The 15,949-nt window shown below is 70.0% G+C and carries 13 protein-coding genes; 8 read left to right on the top strand and 5 right to left on the bottom strand.

All coding sequences use genetic code 11. The features are described 5' to 3' along the window. Window positions 1-21: 21 nt before the first annotated feature. The gene (locus SFC76_RS17260; protein ID WP_322850644.1) at window positions 22-438 is read left to right on the top strand and encodes a hypothetical protein; all 417 of its coding nucleotides are present in this window, start codon (window positions 22-24) and stop codon (window positions 436-438) included. Window positions 439-467: 29 nt separating this feature from the next. Further along, window positions 468-920, top strand: a complete 453-nt coding sequence (locus SFC76_RS17255; RefSeq protein ID WP_322850643.1) for a hypothetical protein — start codon at window positions 468-470, stop codon at window positions 918-920. A gap of 343 nt (window positions 921-1,263) precedes the next feature. Here the strand turns inward: SFC76_RS17255 and SFC76_RS17250 are convergent, their stop codons facing one another. Continuing rightward, the gene (locus tag SFC76_RS17250) at window positions 1,264-1,425 is read right to left on the bottom strand and encodes a hypothetical protein (RefSeq protein WP_322850642.1); all 162 of its coding nucleotides are present in this window, start codon (window positions 1,423-1,425) and stop codon (window positions 1,264-1,266) included. A gap of 130 nt (window positions 1,426-1,555) precedes the next feature. On the opposite strand from SFC76_RS17250, the gene SFC76_RS17245 reads away from it, so the two are divergent. Continuing rightward, a complete protein-coding gene (locus tag SFC76_RS17245; protein WP_322850641.1) occupies window positions 1,556-1,957 on the top strand; it encodes a glycine zipper 2TM domain-containing protein in 402 nt (133 codons plus the stop codon). A 94-nt stretch (window positions 1,958-2,051) separates the two neighbouring features. Beyond that, the gene (locus SFC76_RS17240; protein ID WP_322850640.1) at window positions 2,052-3,956 is read left to right on the top strand and encodes an LpqB family beta-propeller domain-containing protein; all 1,905 of its coding nucleotides are present in this window, start codon (window positions 2,052-2,054) and stop codon (window positions 3,954-3,956) included. A gap of 113 nt (window positions 3,957-4,069) precedes the next feature. Here the strand turns inward: SFC76_RS17240 and SFC76_RS17235 are convergent, their stop codons facing one another. After that, window positions 4,070-5,038, bottom strand: a complete 969-nt coding sequence (locus SFC76_RS17235; RefSeq protein WP_322850639.1) for a cell wall hydrolase — start codon at window positions 5,036-5,038, stop codon at window positions 4,070-4,072. 296 nt (window positions 5,039-5,334) lie between these two features. Beyond that, window positions 5,335-8,172 (bottom strand): pitrilysin family protein, encoded by a 2,838-nt coding sequence (locus tag SFC76_RS17230; protein WP_322850638.1) that lies wholly within the window; start codon window positions 8,170-8,172, stop codon window positions 5,335-5,337. 244 nt (window positions 8,173-8,416) lie between these two features. On the opposite strand from SFC76_RS17230, the gene SFC76_RS17225 reads away from it, so the two are divergent. The 4 genes from SFC76_RS17225 (at window position 8,417) to SFC76_RS17210 (ending at window position 13,085) form a co-directional block, all read left to right on the top strand. Continuing rightward, window positions 8,417-9,691, top strand: a complete 1,275-nt coding sequence (locus SFC76_RS17225) for an MFS transporter (protein ID WP_322850637.1) — start codon at window positions 8,417-8,419, stop codon at window positions 9,689-9,691. Continuing rightward, on the top strand, window positions 9,688-10,818 hold the full coding sequence (locus SFC76_RS17220; protein WP_322850636.1) for a metallophosphoesterase family protein: 1,131 nt from the start codon (window positions 9,688-9,690) through the stop codon (window positions 10,816-10,818). The genes SFC76_RS17225 and SFC76_RS17220 overlap by 4 nt, the downstream gene beginning before the upstream one ends. Before the next feature lie 337 nt (window positions 10,819-11,155). Beyond that, window positions 11,156-11,521 (top strand): hypothetical protein, encoded by a 366-nt coding sequence (locus SFC76_RS17215; protein ID WP_322850635.1) that lies wholly within the window; start codon window positions 11,156-11,158, stop codon window positions 11,519-11,521. Window positions 11,522-11,594: 73 nt separating this feature from the next. Next, window positions 11,595-13,085, top strand: a complete 1,491-nt coding sequence (locus SFC76_RS17210) for an HWE histidine kinase domain-containing protein (protein ID WP_322850634.1) — start codon at window positions 11,595-11,597, stop codon at window positions 13,083-13,085. Window positions 13,086-13,109: 24 nt separating this feature from the next. Here SFC76_RS17210 and SFC76_RS17205 read toward each other — a convergent pair whose 3' ends face one another. Together SFC76_RS17205 and SFC76_RS17200 are read right to left on the bottom strand one after the other, a co-directional pair. Further along, window positions 13,110-15,317: an ATP-binding protein gene (locus tag SFC76_RS17205; RefSeq protein ID WP_322850633.1), complete on the bottom strand. Its 2,208-nt coding sequence runs from the start codon at window positions 15,315-15,317 to the stop codon at window positions 13,110-13,112. A gap of 117 nt (window positions 15,318-15,434) precedes the next feature. Further along, the gene (locus tag SFC76_RS17200) at window positions 15,435-15,908 is read right to left on the bottom strand and encodes a hypothetical protein (protein ID WP_322850632.1); all 474 of its coding nucleotides are present in this window, start codon (window positions 15,906-15,908) and stop codon (window positions 15,435-15,437) included. Window positions 15,909-15,949: the final 41 nt, after the last annotated feature.

Here is a 15,949-nt window from a genome sequence, read left to right as displayed (position 1 = left end):
ATTGCGGCCGGTTGCGACGGCATGACCGAGACCCCTTCCGCCGCGCCGCTCGCCGGTCGGCATATCCTGATCGTCGAGGACGAATGGCTGCTCGCCGACCATCTCGACGGGATCGTCACCGATGCCGGCGGCACGGTACTGGGCCCGTTCGCCACCGCCGGGCAGGCGCTCGCGGCACTTGCCGGCGACGCACCGCGACCGGACGCGGCGACGCTCAACGTCGTGCTGATCGATCATATGTCGTTCGATGTCGCCGATCGGCTCGGCGATCTCGCCATTCCCTATACTTTCCTGTCGGCCAACCGGCCGTACACCCTGCCCGAACGGTTCCGGACGACGCCGCTGATCGGCAAGCCGTTCAGCGACCGGCAGGTGATCGAGGCGCTGGTGGTGCTGCTGGACGAGGCGGAACCCGCCCGGACGCGCACCGTTGGATGAGCGAACAGCAGCAACCGGGACGCTTTACGATGGATTACAAGAAGATCGGCTTCGGCCTCGGCGCCTTCGCGGTGGGTGCGGCGGCGTGGACCGCGGCAACGGCGGCGTTCGGCCCCACGCCCGGCTCGCGGCCACGGCGGCTCGCGGACGACGCGGGTGCGGGCGCGGTGCCGGGCGACAGCACGACCAGCCCGATCGCGCCGCGCCCGGCGACGATGGCCGCCGCGCCGGTCGGTATGGCCGAGACGGAGAAGCATTTCGAGGAGCAGCCGGGCAATCCGGCCGCCGAGCACGTGCCGACCGATCTGATGGGCGACGCGCATCCCGGCAACGATAGCCGCGCGGTCGAGGCGTTCCGCCCCGATCCCACCGCGGTGCCGACCGAGGAAGAGCGCGAGGCGCTGCGGCCGGCGACGGGGCCGGCGCCGACCCTGGTCGCCGATCGCGGCAGCGGGTTCAGCGAGGCGGCCGGCGCGGCCTGAGCAGACACCCGGTGTACCCCGGCGGAGGCCGGGGCCCGACGGGGTGGAAGCCTGCGCTGACTTCAATGGCCTTCCCGACCGCGGCTCGGCCTTCGCAGGAGCTTTGCAAAAGGTCACCTCACCAGTGTTCCCGCGAAAGCGGGAACCCAGGGTCAGGCAGGGCAACGTCTTGCGGCGTCCGGGGCCCTGGGCTCCCGCCTTCGCGGGAGCACTGGTGGGATTTGCGCACATCTTGCGAAGCCGGAAGCTGGTCGGGAAGGCCGTCGCTCGGTCATCACCGGCCTTCACCCAATTGGGCCCCGGCCTTCGCCGGGGTGCAGGTTCGTGGACGTTCGCCGCGCGGTCAGTCGTTGCCGAGCAGCGAGGATTTGCGGGGGATCGTCTCGCCCTGCGGCTGGTCCTTGTCGAGCGTGTCGCTCGGGCGGCGTGCGTCGCCGGCGCGTTGATGTTCGGTGGACAGGTTGGGATCGGATGTCTCGGTCGTCGGCTTGGTGTCGTCGGTCATCGTCGGTTCCTCTCGGGACTTCAACCGCCGGGCGAGGCGCCGCGTTCCGCCGGCCGCAGCGTGATCCATGTTGCAACCAAATCGCCGCAATGGACATTCTTCTTTGATCTAAATCAGATGGGAGGATGTCATGCGGATACCCTTGTTGGCGGCGACGATCGCCGCGACCGCGCTTGCGGGATGCTCGACCACCGGTACGGACGGCCGGTATCGGAGCTACAGCCGCTACGACTATAACCGGGTCGATCCGGCATATGGCGGCTATTATGCCGATCGTTATTATGCCGACGGCCCGCGCTATCGCGAACGCCGCCTGTCCTCGCGCGACCGGATCTATCGCGGCGAGAACGGCCAATATTATTGCCGCCGCAACGACGGGACGACCGGGCTGATCGTCGGCGGCCTCGCCGGCGGCGTGCTCGGCAACATCATCGCGCCGGGCAATTCGGGTCTGCTCGGCACGTTGCTCGGCGGTGCCGCGGGTGCTGCGGTCGGGCGCTCGGTCGACCGCAACAACGTCCGCTGTCGATAAGGGGACGCGGCGGGGCGCGGTATCCCGCGTTCCGCTTGCGGCGCGGCGGCGAGACGCTAAGCGTCGGGGATAGTGCCTGTCCGCCGGAGTTCCGATGCGCCTGATCCTCGCCGCCACCCTGCTCGCGTCCACCTCGCCCGCCGCCGCGCAGGCGCTGCATCAATATGGCGGGCTGGCGATCTCGCCGACCGGCGACCGGGTCGCGGCGATCGAGAGTGCCGGCGGCCATGGCGTGGTGACGGTGCGCGGCACCGCCGACGGCCGCGTGCTGCGGACGATCGATCCGTGCAAGACGTGCATTTACTCGGGGCTGAGCTTCGCACCTAATGGCGACCTCGTCTTCCTGGTCCGCGATACCGCGGCGGTGCGGCTGAGCTATGCCGACGCGACGACGACGCGGACGATCGCGACGATCCCCGGCATCGCGCAGACACCGCGCGTCTCGCCCGACGGCACGCGCATCGCGCTGCTGGTGACGCTGGGCGCCGCCAAGGAATCGGGCGCGACGCAGGCGGGCGTGCGGATGATCGGCGAGATCGGCGAGAAGAACGACGAACAGCGGCTGGCGGTGTTCGACATCGCCAAAACCGCGGCGACGACGGTGACGCCGCTGTCGCCCGCCGGGCGCTACGTCTACGAATATGACTGGACGCCCGACGGGCGCGGCTTCGTCGCGACCACCGCGCTCGGTAACGGCGACAACAATTGGTGGGTGGCGACGCTCGATGCGATCGATGCACGCACCGGGGCGGTGCGCCCGATCGCCAAGCCGGCGACGCAGCTCAACCAGCCGCGCGTCTCGCCGGACGGGCGCACGGTCGCCTATATCGGCGGCTTGATGAGCGATTTCGGCTCGATCGGCGGCGACGTCTTCACCGTGCCGCTGGCCGGCGGCACGCCGCGCAACATCACCGCCGGCGCCAAGTCGACCGTCACCACGATCGACTGGACCGCGGGCGGGCTGCGCACGGTGACGCTGGCCGGGGACAGCATCCAGTTCGGCACGCTGACGCCGGGCCAGCCGGTCGCGCCGGGCTTCGCCAAGCCGGCGAGCAGCGCGGCGGGCGACGGCCGCGCGGTCTTCTCCGCCGACGGCCGCGTCGCCGCGGCGGTGGTGCAGGATTACGAGCATGCGCCGGCGATCTATGCCGGACCGGTCGCCGCGCCGGCGACCGGCGTGCGGCAGATCACCCACGACAACGACGCCGCACCGGTGCTGGCCAGCGCGCGCAGCATCGCGTGGCAGAACGAAGGCTATGACGTGCAGGGCTGGCTGCTCGCGCCGCGCACCGCGCCCGCCGGCAAGGCGCCGATGATCACGATGGTGCATGGCGGCCCGTCGGCGGCGTCGATGCCGGGCTATGTCTCGGCGGGGTCGACGAACGGCGCGCTGCTCAAGGCGGGCTATTACGTCTTCCTGCCCAATCCGCGCGGCAGCTACGGCCAGGGCGAGGCGTTCACCGCCGCGAACAAGCGCGACTTCGGCGGCGGCGACCTGCGCGACATCCTCGCCGGGATCGACGCGGTCGAGCGCGTCGCGCCGGTCGACGACGCGCGGCTGGGGCTGGGCGGATGCAGCTATGGCGGGTTCATGGCGATGTGGACCAACACCCAGACGAACCGGTTCAAGGCGATCGTCGCCGGTGCCGGCCTGTCCAACTGGGTGAGCTATTACGGCACCAACGGCATCGACCAGTGGCTGCTGCCGTTCTTCGGCAAGACGATGTACGACGACATCAAGGCCTATGAGGACGTGTCGGCTGTCTATCAGGCGAAGAAGGCGAAGACGCCGACCTTCATCTATGTCGGCGAGCGCGACATCGAGGTGCCGCCGACCCAGTCGATCGAATGGTGGCACGCACTGAAGGACCGTAACGTGCCGGTCAGCCTGGTGATCTATCCCGACGCGGGCCATTGCGTCAGCGCGCCGGAGCAGGCGAGCGACGTGCGCGCGCGCTCGATCGCGTGGTTCGATCGATATGTGAAGGGAGCGAAATAGGGCGGCTTCGCCTTCGCCGATCGTCATCCCGGCGTAGGCCGCGACCCATGGACGCCGGCGGCCGCTGTTCCGCGCAACGACCGCGTTCATCTGAAGGGGGCGGGCGCGTGCGCCTAGAACAGCGGCTTGCCCGAATCCTTCCATCTGTCGAGCACCGTCGCGGCGGGCGGCAACATGTCGGGGGTCGGGCTGGCCGCGGGTTGCGGCGCGCCCGGCGCGACCGGCAGCGGTGCGGCGGCGGCGATCAGTTCGGGCGGCGGCGCGACCGGCGGTACGCCGAGCCGCAGGTGCGGGCCGGGCAGCGGCTCACCGCCAAGATAGCTCCGGGCGAAGGCGGCGCGAGTGCCCCAGAAACCCTTCCAGCGGTGGAACAGATGCGCGCCGACGATATCGGTCATCACCATCGCCCGGTTCCACGCCGGGGTCACCGCATAGGTATGGTAATGCGTGGCGAGGCCGACCGGCGCATAGACATAGCCGGCGAGCGCCATCGCCGCATGCCGCGCCGCGCGGGCCCAGGCGGCGCGCGCCGGCACCCGCGCCATCGCGCCGTCGCAGGCGAAGCTGAACTGGCAGCCGGCGCGCTCGGAGCCCTGATAGACGACGCCGCACACCGTCGCGGGGAAAGCGGGATGGCGCGCCCGGTTGAGGATCACCTGCGCGACCGCGGACTGGCCCGCGTCGGATTCGGAGGCCGCCTCGTAATAGATCGCGGCGGTGAGGCATTCGAGCGCGCGCGACCGGTCGAGGCCGGTCGCCGCCTTGGTCGAGAAGGGCACGGCGCCGCTGCCGCTGCGCAGTGCCGCCGCGAGGACGGCGGCCGATACGGGCAGCGCGGGCAAAGCGGTGGAGCCGGTGACGCCCTCCGCCGGCGCGGCGCTCTCGCCCGCGGCGGGTGCGGTGGCAGCGGCGTAGAGCAGCGCGGCACCGGGGAAATGATCCTCCGCCTCGTACCCGGCGGGCGCGGGCAGCGGCGGCGCGGCCACGCCATGCGCGGCGATCGCGCGCCACGCCGCCTGCGCCGCCAAGACGACGGCGAGCGCGAGGCACAGCGCGACCAGCGCCAGCCACAGGCGCGTCATCGTCCTTATCGTCCGCATCGGCACCCGCATTACGCGCCAATAGCTTACATCGGGTTTCGCGTCCGCGGGGATTGCGGCCGCGTCATTCGGAGCGGTGTTCAGGGGCGGTCACGGTGACAAATCCACCTGAGATGCCGGACACGTCCGGGGGAACAACCGAACGAATTTCGATCGCGCCTCCATATGCAACACTTCCAGATTGGATCGACACTTAGCAAATTCCTCCCCCTGGCGGGGGAGGGATACTGTCTGAAAATCCTGAGCGTCGATCCGGCCTAGGGGTGTCTCCGGGGGGCTTATTTCAGCGTCGGGCTGTCGAGGTTGAGTTGCGCCTCGGTCAGCGTTTCCGTGTCGGGGCGTGCGGCTTTCAGGGGCGTGAGGAATTGCTTGGCGTCGCCGACGATCGCGACGCTCGCCGCTTTGGGATCGAGCAGCGCCGCCGCCGCCGACTGGACCGCGGCGGGGGTCACCGCCTCGACCTTGGCGGTGTAGCTCTGCAATTCGGTGAGCGGCACGTCGTCGAGAACATAGCTGCCGAGGATGCCGGCGATGCCGCCCGTCGTCTCGACCGTGCGGCCGAAATTGCCGACCAGCACCGCCTTGCGCGTCGCCAGTTCCGCCTCGGGCACCGGCGCCGCGCCCATCCGCGCCATTTCGGCGGTGATCAGCGTCACCACCTCCGCCGCGGTCGGGTTCTTGGTCTGGGTGCGCGCGGTGAATTCGCCGGCGAGGCGGCCGCCGCCGACCCCGCTCGACGCGCCGTAAGCGAGGCCGCGCTTGATCCGCACCTCCTGGTTGAGCCGCGACGAGAAGCCGCCGCCGAGCACGGTGTTGGCGACCGCGAGCGGATAATACCGCGCGTCGGCGCGCGGGATCGCCGGCCGCTCGACGACGACCCCCGCCTGACCCGCGCCGGGCATGTCGACGACGATCGTGCGCGGCGCCGGGAAGGCGGCGACGGCGACCGGCGCGGCGGGCGCGCCGGCAGGTGCGCGCCACTGGCCGAGCTGCGCCTCGGCGAGCGCCCTGGCCTGTGCCGGGGTGACGTCGCCGACGAGGATCAGCGCCGCCTGATCGGGGCGCCAGGTGCGCGCATAAGCGGCGGTGACGTCGCCGCGGGTGATCGCCTTGAGCGACCTGGGGGTGCCGCCGCCCGGCGCGCCGAACGGCGAGCCGCCGAAGGTGGCGCGGTCGGCGACCATCGCGGCGAGCTGCGCGGGGTCCTTGACCGCGACGGTGACCGCGTCGACCTGCTGCGCGCGGGCGCGATCGAGTTCGTCGGGCGCGAACACCGGATGCGTCGCGACATCGGCGAGGATCGTCATCGCCGGGGCGAGCTGGTCCGACTTGACGGTCACCGAGACGGTGCCGCCCTCCTGATCCGAACCGGCGCCGATCGATCCGCCGAGGCTTTCGACCTGCCGCGCGATCTCGGTCGCCGAGCGGGTGGTGGTGCCCTTGGTCATCAGGCTCGCCGCGAGACTGCTGACGCCCGACCGGTCGATCGGATCGAGCACCTCCCCGCCGGTCGCGACGAGATAGGCGGTGGCGATCGGCAGCTCGTGACGCGCGACGGTGATGACGCGCAGGCCGTTGGCGAGCCGCGTCTCGACCGGCTGCGGCAGGTTCGCCTTGACCGGCGCGGCGGGGGCGGGCGGCCGGATGCGCTCGCTTTCCGGCGCGGGGGTGACGATCGCGATCTGCGCCGGCGGGGTGAGCGGCGCGGTCTGCACCGTGGAAGCGATCGCGATCGTGTCGCCGCTCTGGCCGGCGGGCTTGGCGGTGTCGGGCAGGTAGCGGATCGTCGCCGACTGGGCGTCGCCGAGATATTTGCGCGCGACGCGCTGCACGTCGGCGGCGCTGACCCCGGCAATCTCGGCGAGCTGGCGGTCGGCGGCGCGGGGATCGCCGTCGATGATCACCGACGAGGCGAGGATGCGCGCCTTGCCCTCGGCGGTCTCGCGGCTGCGGATCGCCGAGGTCAGGATCTCGTTCTTCGCCTCGGCGAGTTCGGCGGCGGTCACCGGCGCGTCGCGGAAGCGCGCGATCTCGCGCTTGAGCGCGGTCTCGCCCTGTTCGACGGTCTTGCCGCCGGCGAGGATCGCATAAGCGATCAGATTGCCGGTACCCTGTTTGCTGTCGAGGAAGGACGAGGCGTCCTGCGCGAGCTGGTCGCGATAGACGAGGCTTTCGTACAACCGGCTGCTCTCGCCGGTCGACAGGATCGTCTGGAGCACGGTCAGCGCCGGGATGTCCCCGTCGCGATCGGCGGGAACGTGCCAGCTCATCAGCACCGCGGGCAGCGGCGTATTGGATTCGTAGACGGTGTAGCTGACCGACTTGGTGCGCGGTAGTTCCTGCACCGTGACGCGCGGGATGACCGCGGCGGGCTTGGCGATCTTGCTGAAATATTGGTCGATCCACGCATTCAGCTGCGCCGGATCGAAATTGCCCGAGACGACGAGGATCGCATTGTCGGGCCGGTAATAGGTCGCGTGGAAGGCGCGGACGTCGTCGATCGACGCGGCTTCGAGATTCTCGATGCTGCCGATCGTCGAGCGCGCATAGGGATGCGTGGTGTAGGCGGCGGCCGACAGATAGGTGGAGAACAGCTTGCCATAGGGCCGCGCGAGCGTCGACTGGCGCAGCTCCTCCTTCACCACGTCGCGTTCGGAGGCGAAGCTCTTCGGCTCGACGACGAGGCTCGCCATCCGGTCGGCCTCGGCGAACAGCAGCCGTTGCAGGTGGTTGGCGGGGATGACCTCGAAATAATTGGTGAAATCGTCGTTGGTCGAGGCGTTGTTATAGCCGCCGACATCCTCGGTCAGCCGGTCCATCTGTTCGGAGACGAGGTTGCGCGTCGCCTTGAACATCAGATGTTCGAACATATGCGCGAAGCCCGAGCGGCCGCGCGGATCGTCCTTCGAACCGACGTCGTACCAGACCTGCACCGCGACGTTGGGCGTGCCGGTGTCGCGAAGCGCGTAGACGCGCAGGCCGTTGGCGAGCGTCCGCTCGGTGAAGGCGATCGGCTTGACCGTCGCGGTGTTGGCGCGGGGGCGCGCGGTCTGGGCGGTGGCGGCGAGGGGCAGGAGCGCGGCCCCGAGCAACAGGGCGGCACGAACGAGGCGCATGGATCGGGGCTCCGGCTGGGCAGGTAGGATGATGGCGAGTTGAGCCGCAGGCGGGAGCGGTGTCAATCGTGCGTGGTCCCGCCATCGCGCACGAGAGATGACGCCGAATTCATCTAGCCGGTAAATATCTGATTTTGAATGGCTATACTTGCCGCTGTGGCGGTCCGCCGCGATCGGGGCTGCGCGGCGATGGGTCTATTTCGGCTCGATCGGGTTTAGCGCCACGAACCGAAGGACGTGGGCCATGGCATCGAGCGCAATTCCCGTTTCGCGATCCGCATCCTGCGACGAGACGGGGCGCGCCCGGACGGCGTTGCAGGCGCTCAATTTCTTCATGGCGGACATGCAGGCGGGGATCGGGCCGTTCCTCGGCGTGTTCCTGCAACAGCGCGGCTGGACCGCGGGACCGATCGGCACGGTGATGTCGGCGGGCGGGGTCGCCGGAATGATCATGACCGTGCCGGCGGGGGCGTTCATCGACCATACCGAAAAGAAGCGGCTGGTGGTGATCGTCACCGGCATCTGCACGGTGATGGCGTCGTTCCTGATCCTGCTGTCGCAATCGGGCTGGGTGGTGACGGTGAGCCAGGTGGCGACCGCGATCGCCGGCGCGGCGATCGGCCCGGCGGTGACCGGGATGACGCTGGGCGTGGTGCGCCAGCGCGGCTTCAACGCGCAGAACGGCCGCAACCAGGCGTGGAACCATGCCGGCAACATGATCGGCGCCGGCCTGTCGGGCTTTCTCGGCTGGAAGTTCGGGATGCCGGCGATCTTCTACCTCGCCGCGGCATTCGGGGTGCTGGCGATCGTCAGCGTGCTGATGATCCCCGAACAGGCGATCGACCATCGTGCCGCCCGCGGCCTCGAAGGGGACAAGCAGGATGATGCGGGCGGCGGCCAGGCGGAGGGGTTCAGGACGCTGCTGCGCAACAAGCCGATGCTGATCCTCGCCGCCGCGCTCGCCTGTTTCCACCTCGGCAACGGCGCGATGCTGCCGCTCTACAGCCTCGCGGTGGTCGGCGCGGGCAAGGGCAATGCGGCGCTGTTCACCGCCACCACCGTCGTCGTCGCGCAGGCGGTGATGATCGCCGCGGCGCTGATCGCGATGAAGATGTCGGCGGGCAAGGGCTATTGGCTGGTGCTGCTGATCTCGTTCGCGGCGTTGCCGCTGCGCGGGTTCCTGGCGGGGACGTTCATCGAACATTGGGGCGTGTGGCCGGTGCAGGCGCTCGACGGCATCGGCGCCGGATTGCAGAGCGTCGCGGTGCCCGGCCTCGTCGCCTGCCTGCTCGACGGCACCGGCCGGGTCAACGTCGGGCAGGGCGCGGTGATGACGATCCAAGGCCTCGGCGCGTCGCTGAGCCCGGCGATCGGCGGCTGGATCGCGCAGGCGTTCGGCTATCACGCCGCCTTCCTGATCCTCGGCAGTTTCGCGCTGGCCAGTCTGGCGCTGTGGATCGGCTTCGCCGGCCTGTTGCGGCCGGCATGCGAGGGCAAACGGGTGGAGAACAGGGCATGAGCAAGACGATCACCTGGGTGCATGTCGGCGATCTCCATGCCGATCCCGCCGACGGCTGGCTGGGGATCGACCGGCTGGAGGCGATCGTCGCCGACCTCGCTGTGGTGCGCGAAGGGATCGACTTCGTCTTCGTGCCCGGCGACAACGCCAATCACGCCACCGTCGAACAATATGACCGCATCCGCGCCGCGCTCGCGCCGCTGGCGCTGCCGGTGTTCACGATCCCGGGCGACCATGATTTCGAGGACGGCACGCTCGCCGCCTTCCGTGCCGGCACGCCGGAGGCGATGCGGCCGTTCGAGCGGGTGATCGGCGGCCACCGCTGCCTGTTCCTCGATATCGTCAGCGCCGGCAGCGGCGGCCCCGACTTCCGCATCGGTGCCGGCCAGCGCCGCCGGATCGATGCCGCGCTCGCCGCGAGCGACGACGAGGGGCTGACGCCGCTGGTCTTCATGCACGCCTATCCCGGCGACCTCGCCGATGGGGGCGAGGTGCTGGCCACCGCCTTCGCCGACGCCGGCGTCGCGTTCGTCGATACCGGGCATACGCATTACAACGAGCTGCTCAACGACGGCCGCGTCGTCTATGGCGCGACCCGCTCGACCGCGCAGATCGAGGAGGACGACGGCGCGGCGGGCTATGCGATCGTCAGCGTCCATGACGGCGTGCCGAGCTGGACCTTCCGGCCGATCGGCGATGCCGCGCCCGGCTGGCCGCACGTGCAGATCCTGTCGCCGACCGACGTCCGCCTGCTCACCCGGCCGCACGATCCCCGTCACGTGCCGCCGCCCGGCACGATCGCGGTGATCGCACGCGTGCTGGGTCCCGCCGCCGCGCCGCCGGTGGTCGAGGTGGACGGCGTCGTGACGCCGATGCACGCGGTATCCGGCCAGCCGGCGACCTGGACGGCGGCGGTGACGGTCGGGCGGCCCGGCCTCCACCCGCTGCGGGTGCGCAGCGGCGCGGCGAGCGACACGATCGACATCCTGGTCCGCGACCGCGAGGACCGCCCCAAGCGCGGCCGGCCGGTGGTGCCCGGCCATGCGGTCCATACGATCGGCGCCTGGCCGTCGCGCCACATCCTCGGCGCGCAACTCGGTCCCAATCGCAACGGCGGCGGCTGGTGACCGCGCTGGCGGTGGACTAGCCGGATTGACAATCAGGGTCTGGGGAAAAGTCCTCCCCCGCCAGGGGGAGGTGGCGCGGCGAAGCCGTGACGGAGGGGGAGGACACGGAACCGAGGTTTCCCTTTCCTCCCCCTCCGTCATGCCTGCGGCATGCCACCTCCCCCTGGCGGGGGAGGATTTTGACCGAATGTCGGTGGACTAGGTCAAAAGCACCACGGCATAGTGCAGCAATACCGGGCACTTGGCCTGTATTGTGGAGACTTTTCGGTCGACTTGGCGGCGGCGATCCCGGACAAGCAGGCACCGGCACAATGGTGCGGTGACAGGGGATATCTACATGGCCGATCGTTTCTTCTTCCGCGCGCCGGTGTTCGTCGCGACCGGCATTGCCGCGTTGCTGGGCGGCTGCGTCGATCCCTCGGCGCGGATCGCCACCGCGATGGAGGGATACGGTTTCCAGCCCGCCCAGTCGCAATGCGTCGGCGACCGGCTGGAGGCGAATCTGTCGATCGGCCAGTTGCAGCAGCTCGGCCGTGCGGCACGCGCGGCGCGGCAGGGCGACACCAGCCCCGGCCGGCTGACGATCGGCGACTTCGTGCGCGTCGCGGGACAGGTGAAGGACCCCAAGGTGCCGATCGAGGTCGGCAAGGCGGCCGCGGGCTGCGGCGTCCTCGCCGATGCCGTCGTTGCGGCGCCGCTCTGAAATGCGATAAGCCCCATCCCGGAGCTTTCGCGATATTGCTGAAATCCTTATCTTAAGATAGCGCTGGTCAGGCTTGGATCGTTTCTCTTTCTCTCCCGGTCCGGTCGAGCCGGTCGTCGCTGCCCCGGCGGTGCAACGGTCGATCGATGCGTTCGGGGAGCGGCTGGATGCGGCGGACCCGGTCGTCGTCGGGTTCCGCGATGCGACGCTGCCGATGGCGATCAGCGACCCGACGCTGCCCGACGATCCGATCATCTACGTCAATGCCGCGTTCGAGCGGCTGACGGGCTATGCCGCCAGCGAGATCGTCGGGCGCAATTGCCGGTTCCTGCAAGGCCCGGCGACCGATCGCGCCGACGTCGCGCGGCTGCGCGAGGCGATCGCGGTGCGGCGGCGGATCGAGATCGACCTGCTCAACCACCGCCGCGACGGCACCGCCTTCTGGAACCGGCTGACCGTCGCGCCGGTGTTCGGCGACGACGGCGCGCTGACCTATTTCGTCGCGTCGCAGACCGACGTGACGCTGGAGCGGCACCGGCTGGTCGAGCTGATCGAGGACCGCGACGCGCTGAAGGTCGAGGTGGCGGTGCAGGAGGCGGCGCTCGCGGAGCGCGCGTTGCAGTTGCAGCTCGCTTTGCGTGCCGGGGGCCTGGGCTATTGGAGCTTCGACATCGCGTCGCAGACGCTGGAGGCGTCGCCGGGCTGCAAGGCGATCTTCGGCCGGGCGGCGGAGGAGGCGTTCACCTATGCCGATTTCTGCGGCGCGGTGCATCCCGAGGACATGGCGTTGGTCACCGCGGCGATTTGCGACACGATCGCCGGTGTGGGCGACTGCGCGCACGATTACCGCATCTTCACGCCGGCGGGCGAGCTGCGCTGGGTGCAGACGCGGGGCGAGGTGACGCGCCACGACGGCGCCGCACCGGCGACGCTGATCGGCTTTTCGACCGACATTACCGCGCGCAAATTCGCCGAGGAGCATCGCGCGGTGCTGGCGCAGGAACTGACCCACCGCGTCAAGAACACGCTGGCGACGGTGAGCGCGGTGGTCAGCCAGACGTTGCGCAACGCCGGGTCGATCGCTGAGGCGCAGGAGGCGATCGCCGGGCGGATCGCCAGCCTCGGCGCGGCGCACGACCTACTGATCCGCGACGAGGTGGAGGGGGCGGCGCTCGGCGAGGTCGCCGAAGGCGTGCTGATGCCGTTCATGGACCGCGCCGGCAGCGTCTTCTCGATCGACGGGCCGGAGGTGCGACTGTCGCCGGCGGTCACGCTGGCGATGTCGATGGCGCTGCACGAACTGGCGACGAATGCGGCCAAATATGGCGCGCTGTCGGTCGCGGGCGGGCATGTCGCGGTGCGCTGGCACCATGTCGACGCCGGCGACGCGCATCGCGTCCGCTTCTCGTGGGTGGAGAGCGGTGGCCCGCCGGTGGTGCCGCCGACGCGCACCGGTTTCGGCACGCGGATGATCTCGCGCGTGCTCGCGCAGCACGTGCGCGGACAGGCGTCGATCGACTATCCGCCCGAAGGCGTGCGCTTCGTCATCGATGCGGCGATCTGAGGTCGGGCACCGGCGATAAGCGCATCAGTCGCTGCGAAGCGGGGCGAGGCGCTGGAAGGCGGCGCTGAGCGCGTCGATCGAATAGGGTTTGTGCAGCAGCTCGAACTCGCCGGCGCCCTGTTTCGACAGGATCTCGCTATAGCCGCTGGTCAGGATGATCGGCAGTTCGGGCAGGCGGGTGCGGATGACGTGCGCCAGTTCGATGCCGTTCATGCCCGGCATCATCACGTCGGAGAAGACGACGTCGAAACCATCGCCATCCCCCTCCAGCCGGCCCAGCGCCTCCTTGGCGTTGCGCGCGAGCACGATGTCGTGGCCGAGGTCGCTGAGCGCGGCGGTGGCGAAGGTGCCGACCTCCGGATTGTCCTCGACCACCAGGATGCGCAGCGGCGTGCCGGTGGCGGCAGCGTGCGATGCCGGCGACGCCTCGACAGCGGGGGCGGCACGTTCGCGCGGCAGGAACAAGGTGAAGGTCGCGCCCTCGCCGACGCAACTCGTCGCCAAGACGTCGCCGCCCGATTGCTTGGCGAAGCCGAACACCTGCGACAGGCCGAGGCCGGTGCCGTGGCCGACCCCCTTGGAGGTGAAGAAGGGTTCGAAGATCCGGTCGATATGGTCGGGCGGGATGCCGGTGCCGGTGTCGGTGATCGATACCTTGAGGAAGTCGCCGCTCCGCTCGCTATGGCCACGTACCGGCGGGATGCGGTCGCAGATGTCGACCGCGATCGTCAGCCGGCCCTCCTTGCCCATCGCGTCGCGCGCGTTGACCGCCATGTTGACGATCGCGGTCTCGAACTGGCTGACGTCGGCATGCGCGAAACAGGCGACGTCGGGCAGGTCGAGGTCGACGGTGATCAGCGCGCCCGCCAGCATCTCCATCATGTCGGTCAGCCCGCGGATCGTATCGCCGACGTCGAACACCTGCGGGGTCAGCGACGAGCGCCGTGCGAAGGCGAGCAACTGGCCGGTCAGCGTGCTCGCCCGGTCGGCGGTCTGGGCAATCGCCTCGATATAGCGGTCGCGCCGCTCCTCGCTCAGCCCCGGCCGGCGCAGCAGCTCGGTCGAGCCGCGGATCACCGTCAGCAGATTGTTGAAATCGTGCGCGATGCCGCCGGTGAGCTGTCCCAGCGTCTCCATCTTCTGGGCCTGGCGCAACGCTTCGTGGGCGCGGGTCAGCGCCTCGCTGCGCTCCGCGACGCGGCGTTCGAGCGTGTCGTTGACCTCCTGCACCGCGCCGAACAGCCGCGCATTGTCGATCGCGATCGCGGCCTGCGCGGCGATGCCGACGAGCAGCCGCTCGTGCCGGGCGTGGAAGCGGCCGGGTTCGGGATGGCCGAATAGCAGCCCGCCGAGCACCTCGCCCGAGCGCGACGCTACCGGCGCAGCGAGATAGCTGCGTACCGGCAGATGCCCCTCGGGCAGGCCGCGGTGCGGGGCGTTGTGGCCGTAGCGCGGGTCCGACTGGATGTCGTCCGACCGCAGCACGCCTTCGTTGCGGAAGGTCGGCGTGAACACCGCCGTGGCGCGCGGCTTGCCGAACCCCTCGAACGCGGCACGGCTGGCGCCGGACAGCGTGAAGAGGTTGAGCCGCTTGCCGTCCTCATCCATCTGGTTGTGGAAATAGGCGCCGAATTTCGCGCCGGTCAGCGTCACGCCGGCATCGGTGACCATCTGCACGAGCGGTTCTAGGTCGAGTTCGGCGGCAAGCGCGGTGCCGATGCGGTTCAGCGTCTCGAGGCTGTGCGTCTCGGCGATCAGCTCCTGCTCCATCGCCACCGCCTGCGTCACCTCGATGACCACGGCGAGTACGCCACCCGCATCCCCCGCCGGATCGAACACCGGCGCATAGGTCAGGTCGAAGAACACCTCGGCAGGAAAACCATCGCGATAGACGGTGATCCGCTGGCGCGAAAAGGTCAGCGGCTCGCCCGCCAGTCCGGCGCGCAGCACGCGGCGGTTGAAATCCGCCGCCTCGGGCCAGGCGTCCGCGACCGGCCGGCCGAGGATGGCGGGATGGTAGCGGCCCGCGATGGTGGCATAATGATCGTTGTAGATCAGACACCCCTCGTCGCCCCACAGCAGCGCCATCGGCAGCGGCGATTGGAGGACGATATCGGTAACCGTCCTGAGATGCGGCGGCCAGCCCTCGCGTGGCCCCAACGGCGACGCCGCCCAGTCGTGGGCGGCGACCCGCGCCGCCATCTCACCGCCACGACTGGAAAAATCCGTCAAACCCTGGGCCTTGTCATGATCGCATCAACGACCAGAACCGGCGAGCGGCCGAACTGATCCCGATCAATGTGCACCCGCGCCGCAGATCGTCGCAAACCGGGACGGTTCGGGGAGTGCTCAGCCGGCGCCGGGCTTGCGCTGTTCGGCCTCGTAATCGGCATCGGTGCCGATCTTGCCGCTCGTCTCGGCCTCGGCGACACCGTCGGTGGCGGTCGCCTTGACCGGGCCGTCGGTGCCGCCCACCGCATGATCCCGGCGGTCGGCGGTCGGGACCGCATCGCCGGCGTCGTCGGTCGCGTCGGGACCTTCGCGCGAGCCGGTCGCGGCGTTGGCGACGCTGGCACCGTCCTCGCCGGCCTGGCCGCTGCCGTGATAGGCGATCTCGGTCTGGCCGCCGTGGCCCATGAAGCCGCCGCCGGTGGGGGTCTTGCCGGTATGCGGATTGGGATAGGCGCCGCCGCTGCTCTCGCCGCCGGCGCTGCGGCCGTGGATCTCGCGATCGCCGCCGCCGGGGACGCCCGAGACGCCGTCGGGCGCGCCCTTGCTCGCCGGATTGCCGCTGACCGGATTGGGGACCTTGTCGTCGCTCATCATGTCATCCTTGGTCGTGGCCGCGGTTGCGGCCCCGATAT

Origin of the sequence: Sphingomonas sp. CD22 (assembly GCF_034556155.1) — a bacterium.
Classification (GTDB): domain Bacteria; phylum Pseudomonadota; class Alphaproteobacteria; order Sphingomonadales; family Sphingomonadaceae; genus Sphingomonas.
This window is presented reverse-complemented; position numbering and strand designations above follow the sequence as displayed.

Excerpts from the sequence above, each read along its gene's own strand:
- SFC76_RS17215 (WP_322850635.1), top strand. The coding sequence starts at position 11,156 with ATGGCCGATCGTTTCTTCTTCCGCGCGCCGGTGTTCGTCGCGACCGGC.
- SFC76_RS17200 (WP_322850632.1), bottom strand. The coding sequence starts at position 15,908 with ATGAGCGACGACAAGGTCCCCAATCCGGTCAGCGGCAATCCGGCGAGC.
- SFC76_RS17260 (WP_322850644.1), top strand. The coding sequence starts at position 22 with ATGACCGAGACCCCTTCCGCCGCGCCGCTCGCCGGTCGGCATATCCTG.
- SFC76_RS17220 (WP_322850636.1), top strand. The coding sequence starts at position 9,688 with ATGAGCAAGACGATCACCTGGGTGCATGTCGGCGATCTCCATGCCGAT.
- SFC76_RS17235 (WP_322850639.1), bottom strand. The coding sequence starts at position 5,038 with ATGACGCGCCTGTGGCTGGCGCTGGTCGCGCTGTGCCTCGCGCTCGCC.
- SFC76_RS17255 (WP_322850643.1), top strand. The coding sequence starts at position 468 with ATGGATTACAAGAAGATCGGCTTCGGCCTCGGCGCCTTCGCGGTGGGT.
- SFC76_RS17230 (WP_322850638.1), bottom strand. The coding sequence starts at position 8,172 with ATGCGCCTCGTTCGTGCCGCCCTGTTGCTCGGGGCCGCGCTCCTGCCC.
- SFC76_RS17245 (WP_322850641.1), top strand. The coding sequence starts at position 1,556 with ATGCGGATACCCTTGTTGGCGGCGACGATCGCCGCGACCGCGCTTGCG.
- SFC76_RS17225 (WP_322850637.1), top strand. The coding sequence starts at position 8,417 with ATGGCATCGAGCGCAATTCCCGTTTCGCGATCCGCATCCTGCGACGAG.
- SFC76_RS17250 (WP_322850642.1), bottom strand. The coding sequence starts at position 1,425 with ATGACCGACGACACCAAGCCGACGACCGAGACATCCGATCCCAACCTG.
- SFC76_RS17240 (WP_322850640.1), top strand. The coding sequence starts at position 2,052 with ATGCGCCTGATCCTCGCCGCCACCCTGCTCGCGTCCACCTCGCCCGCC.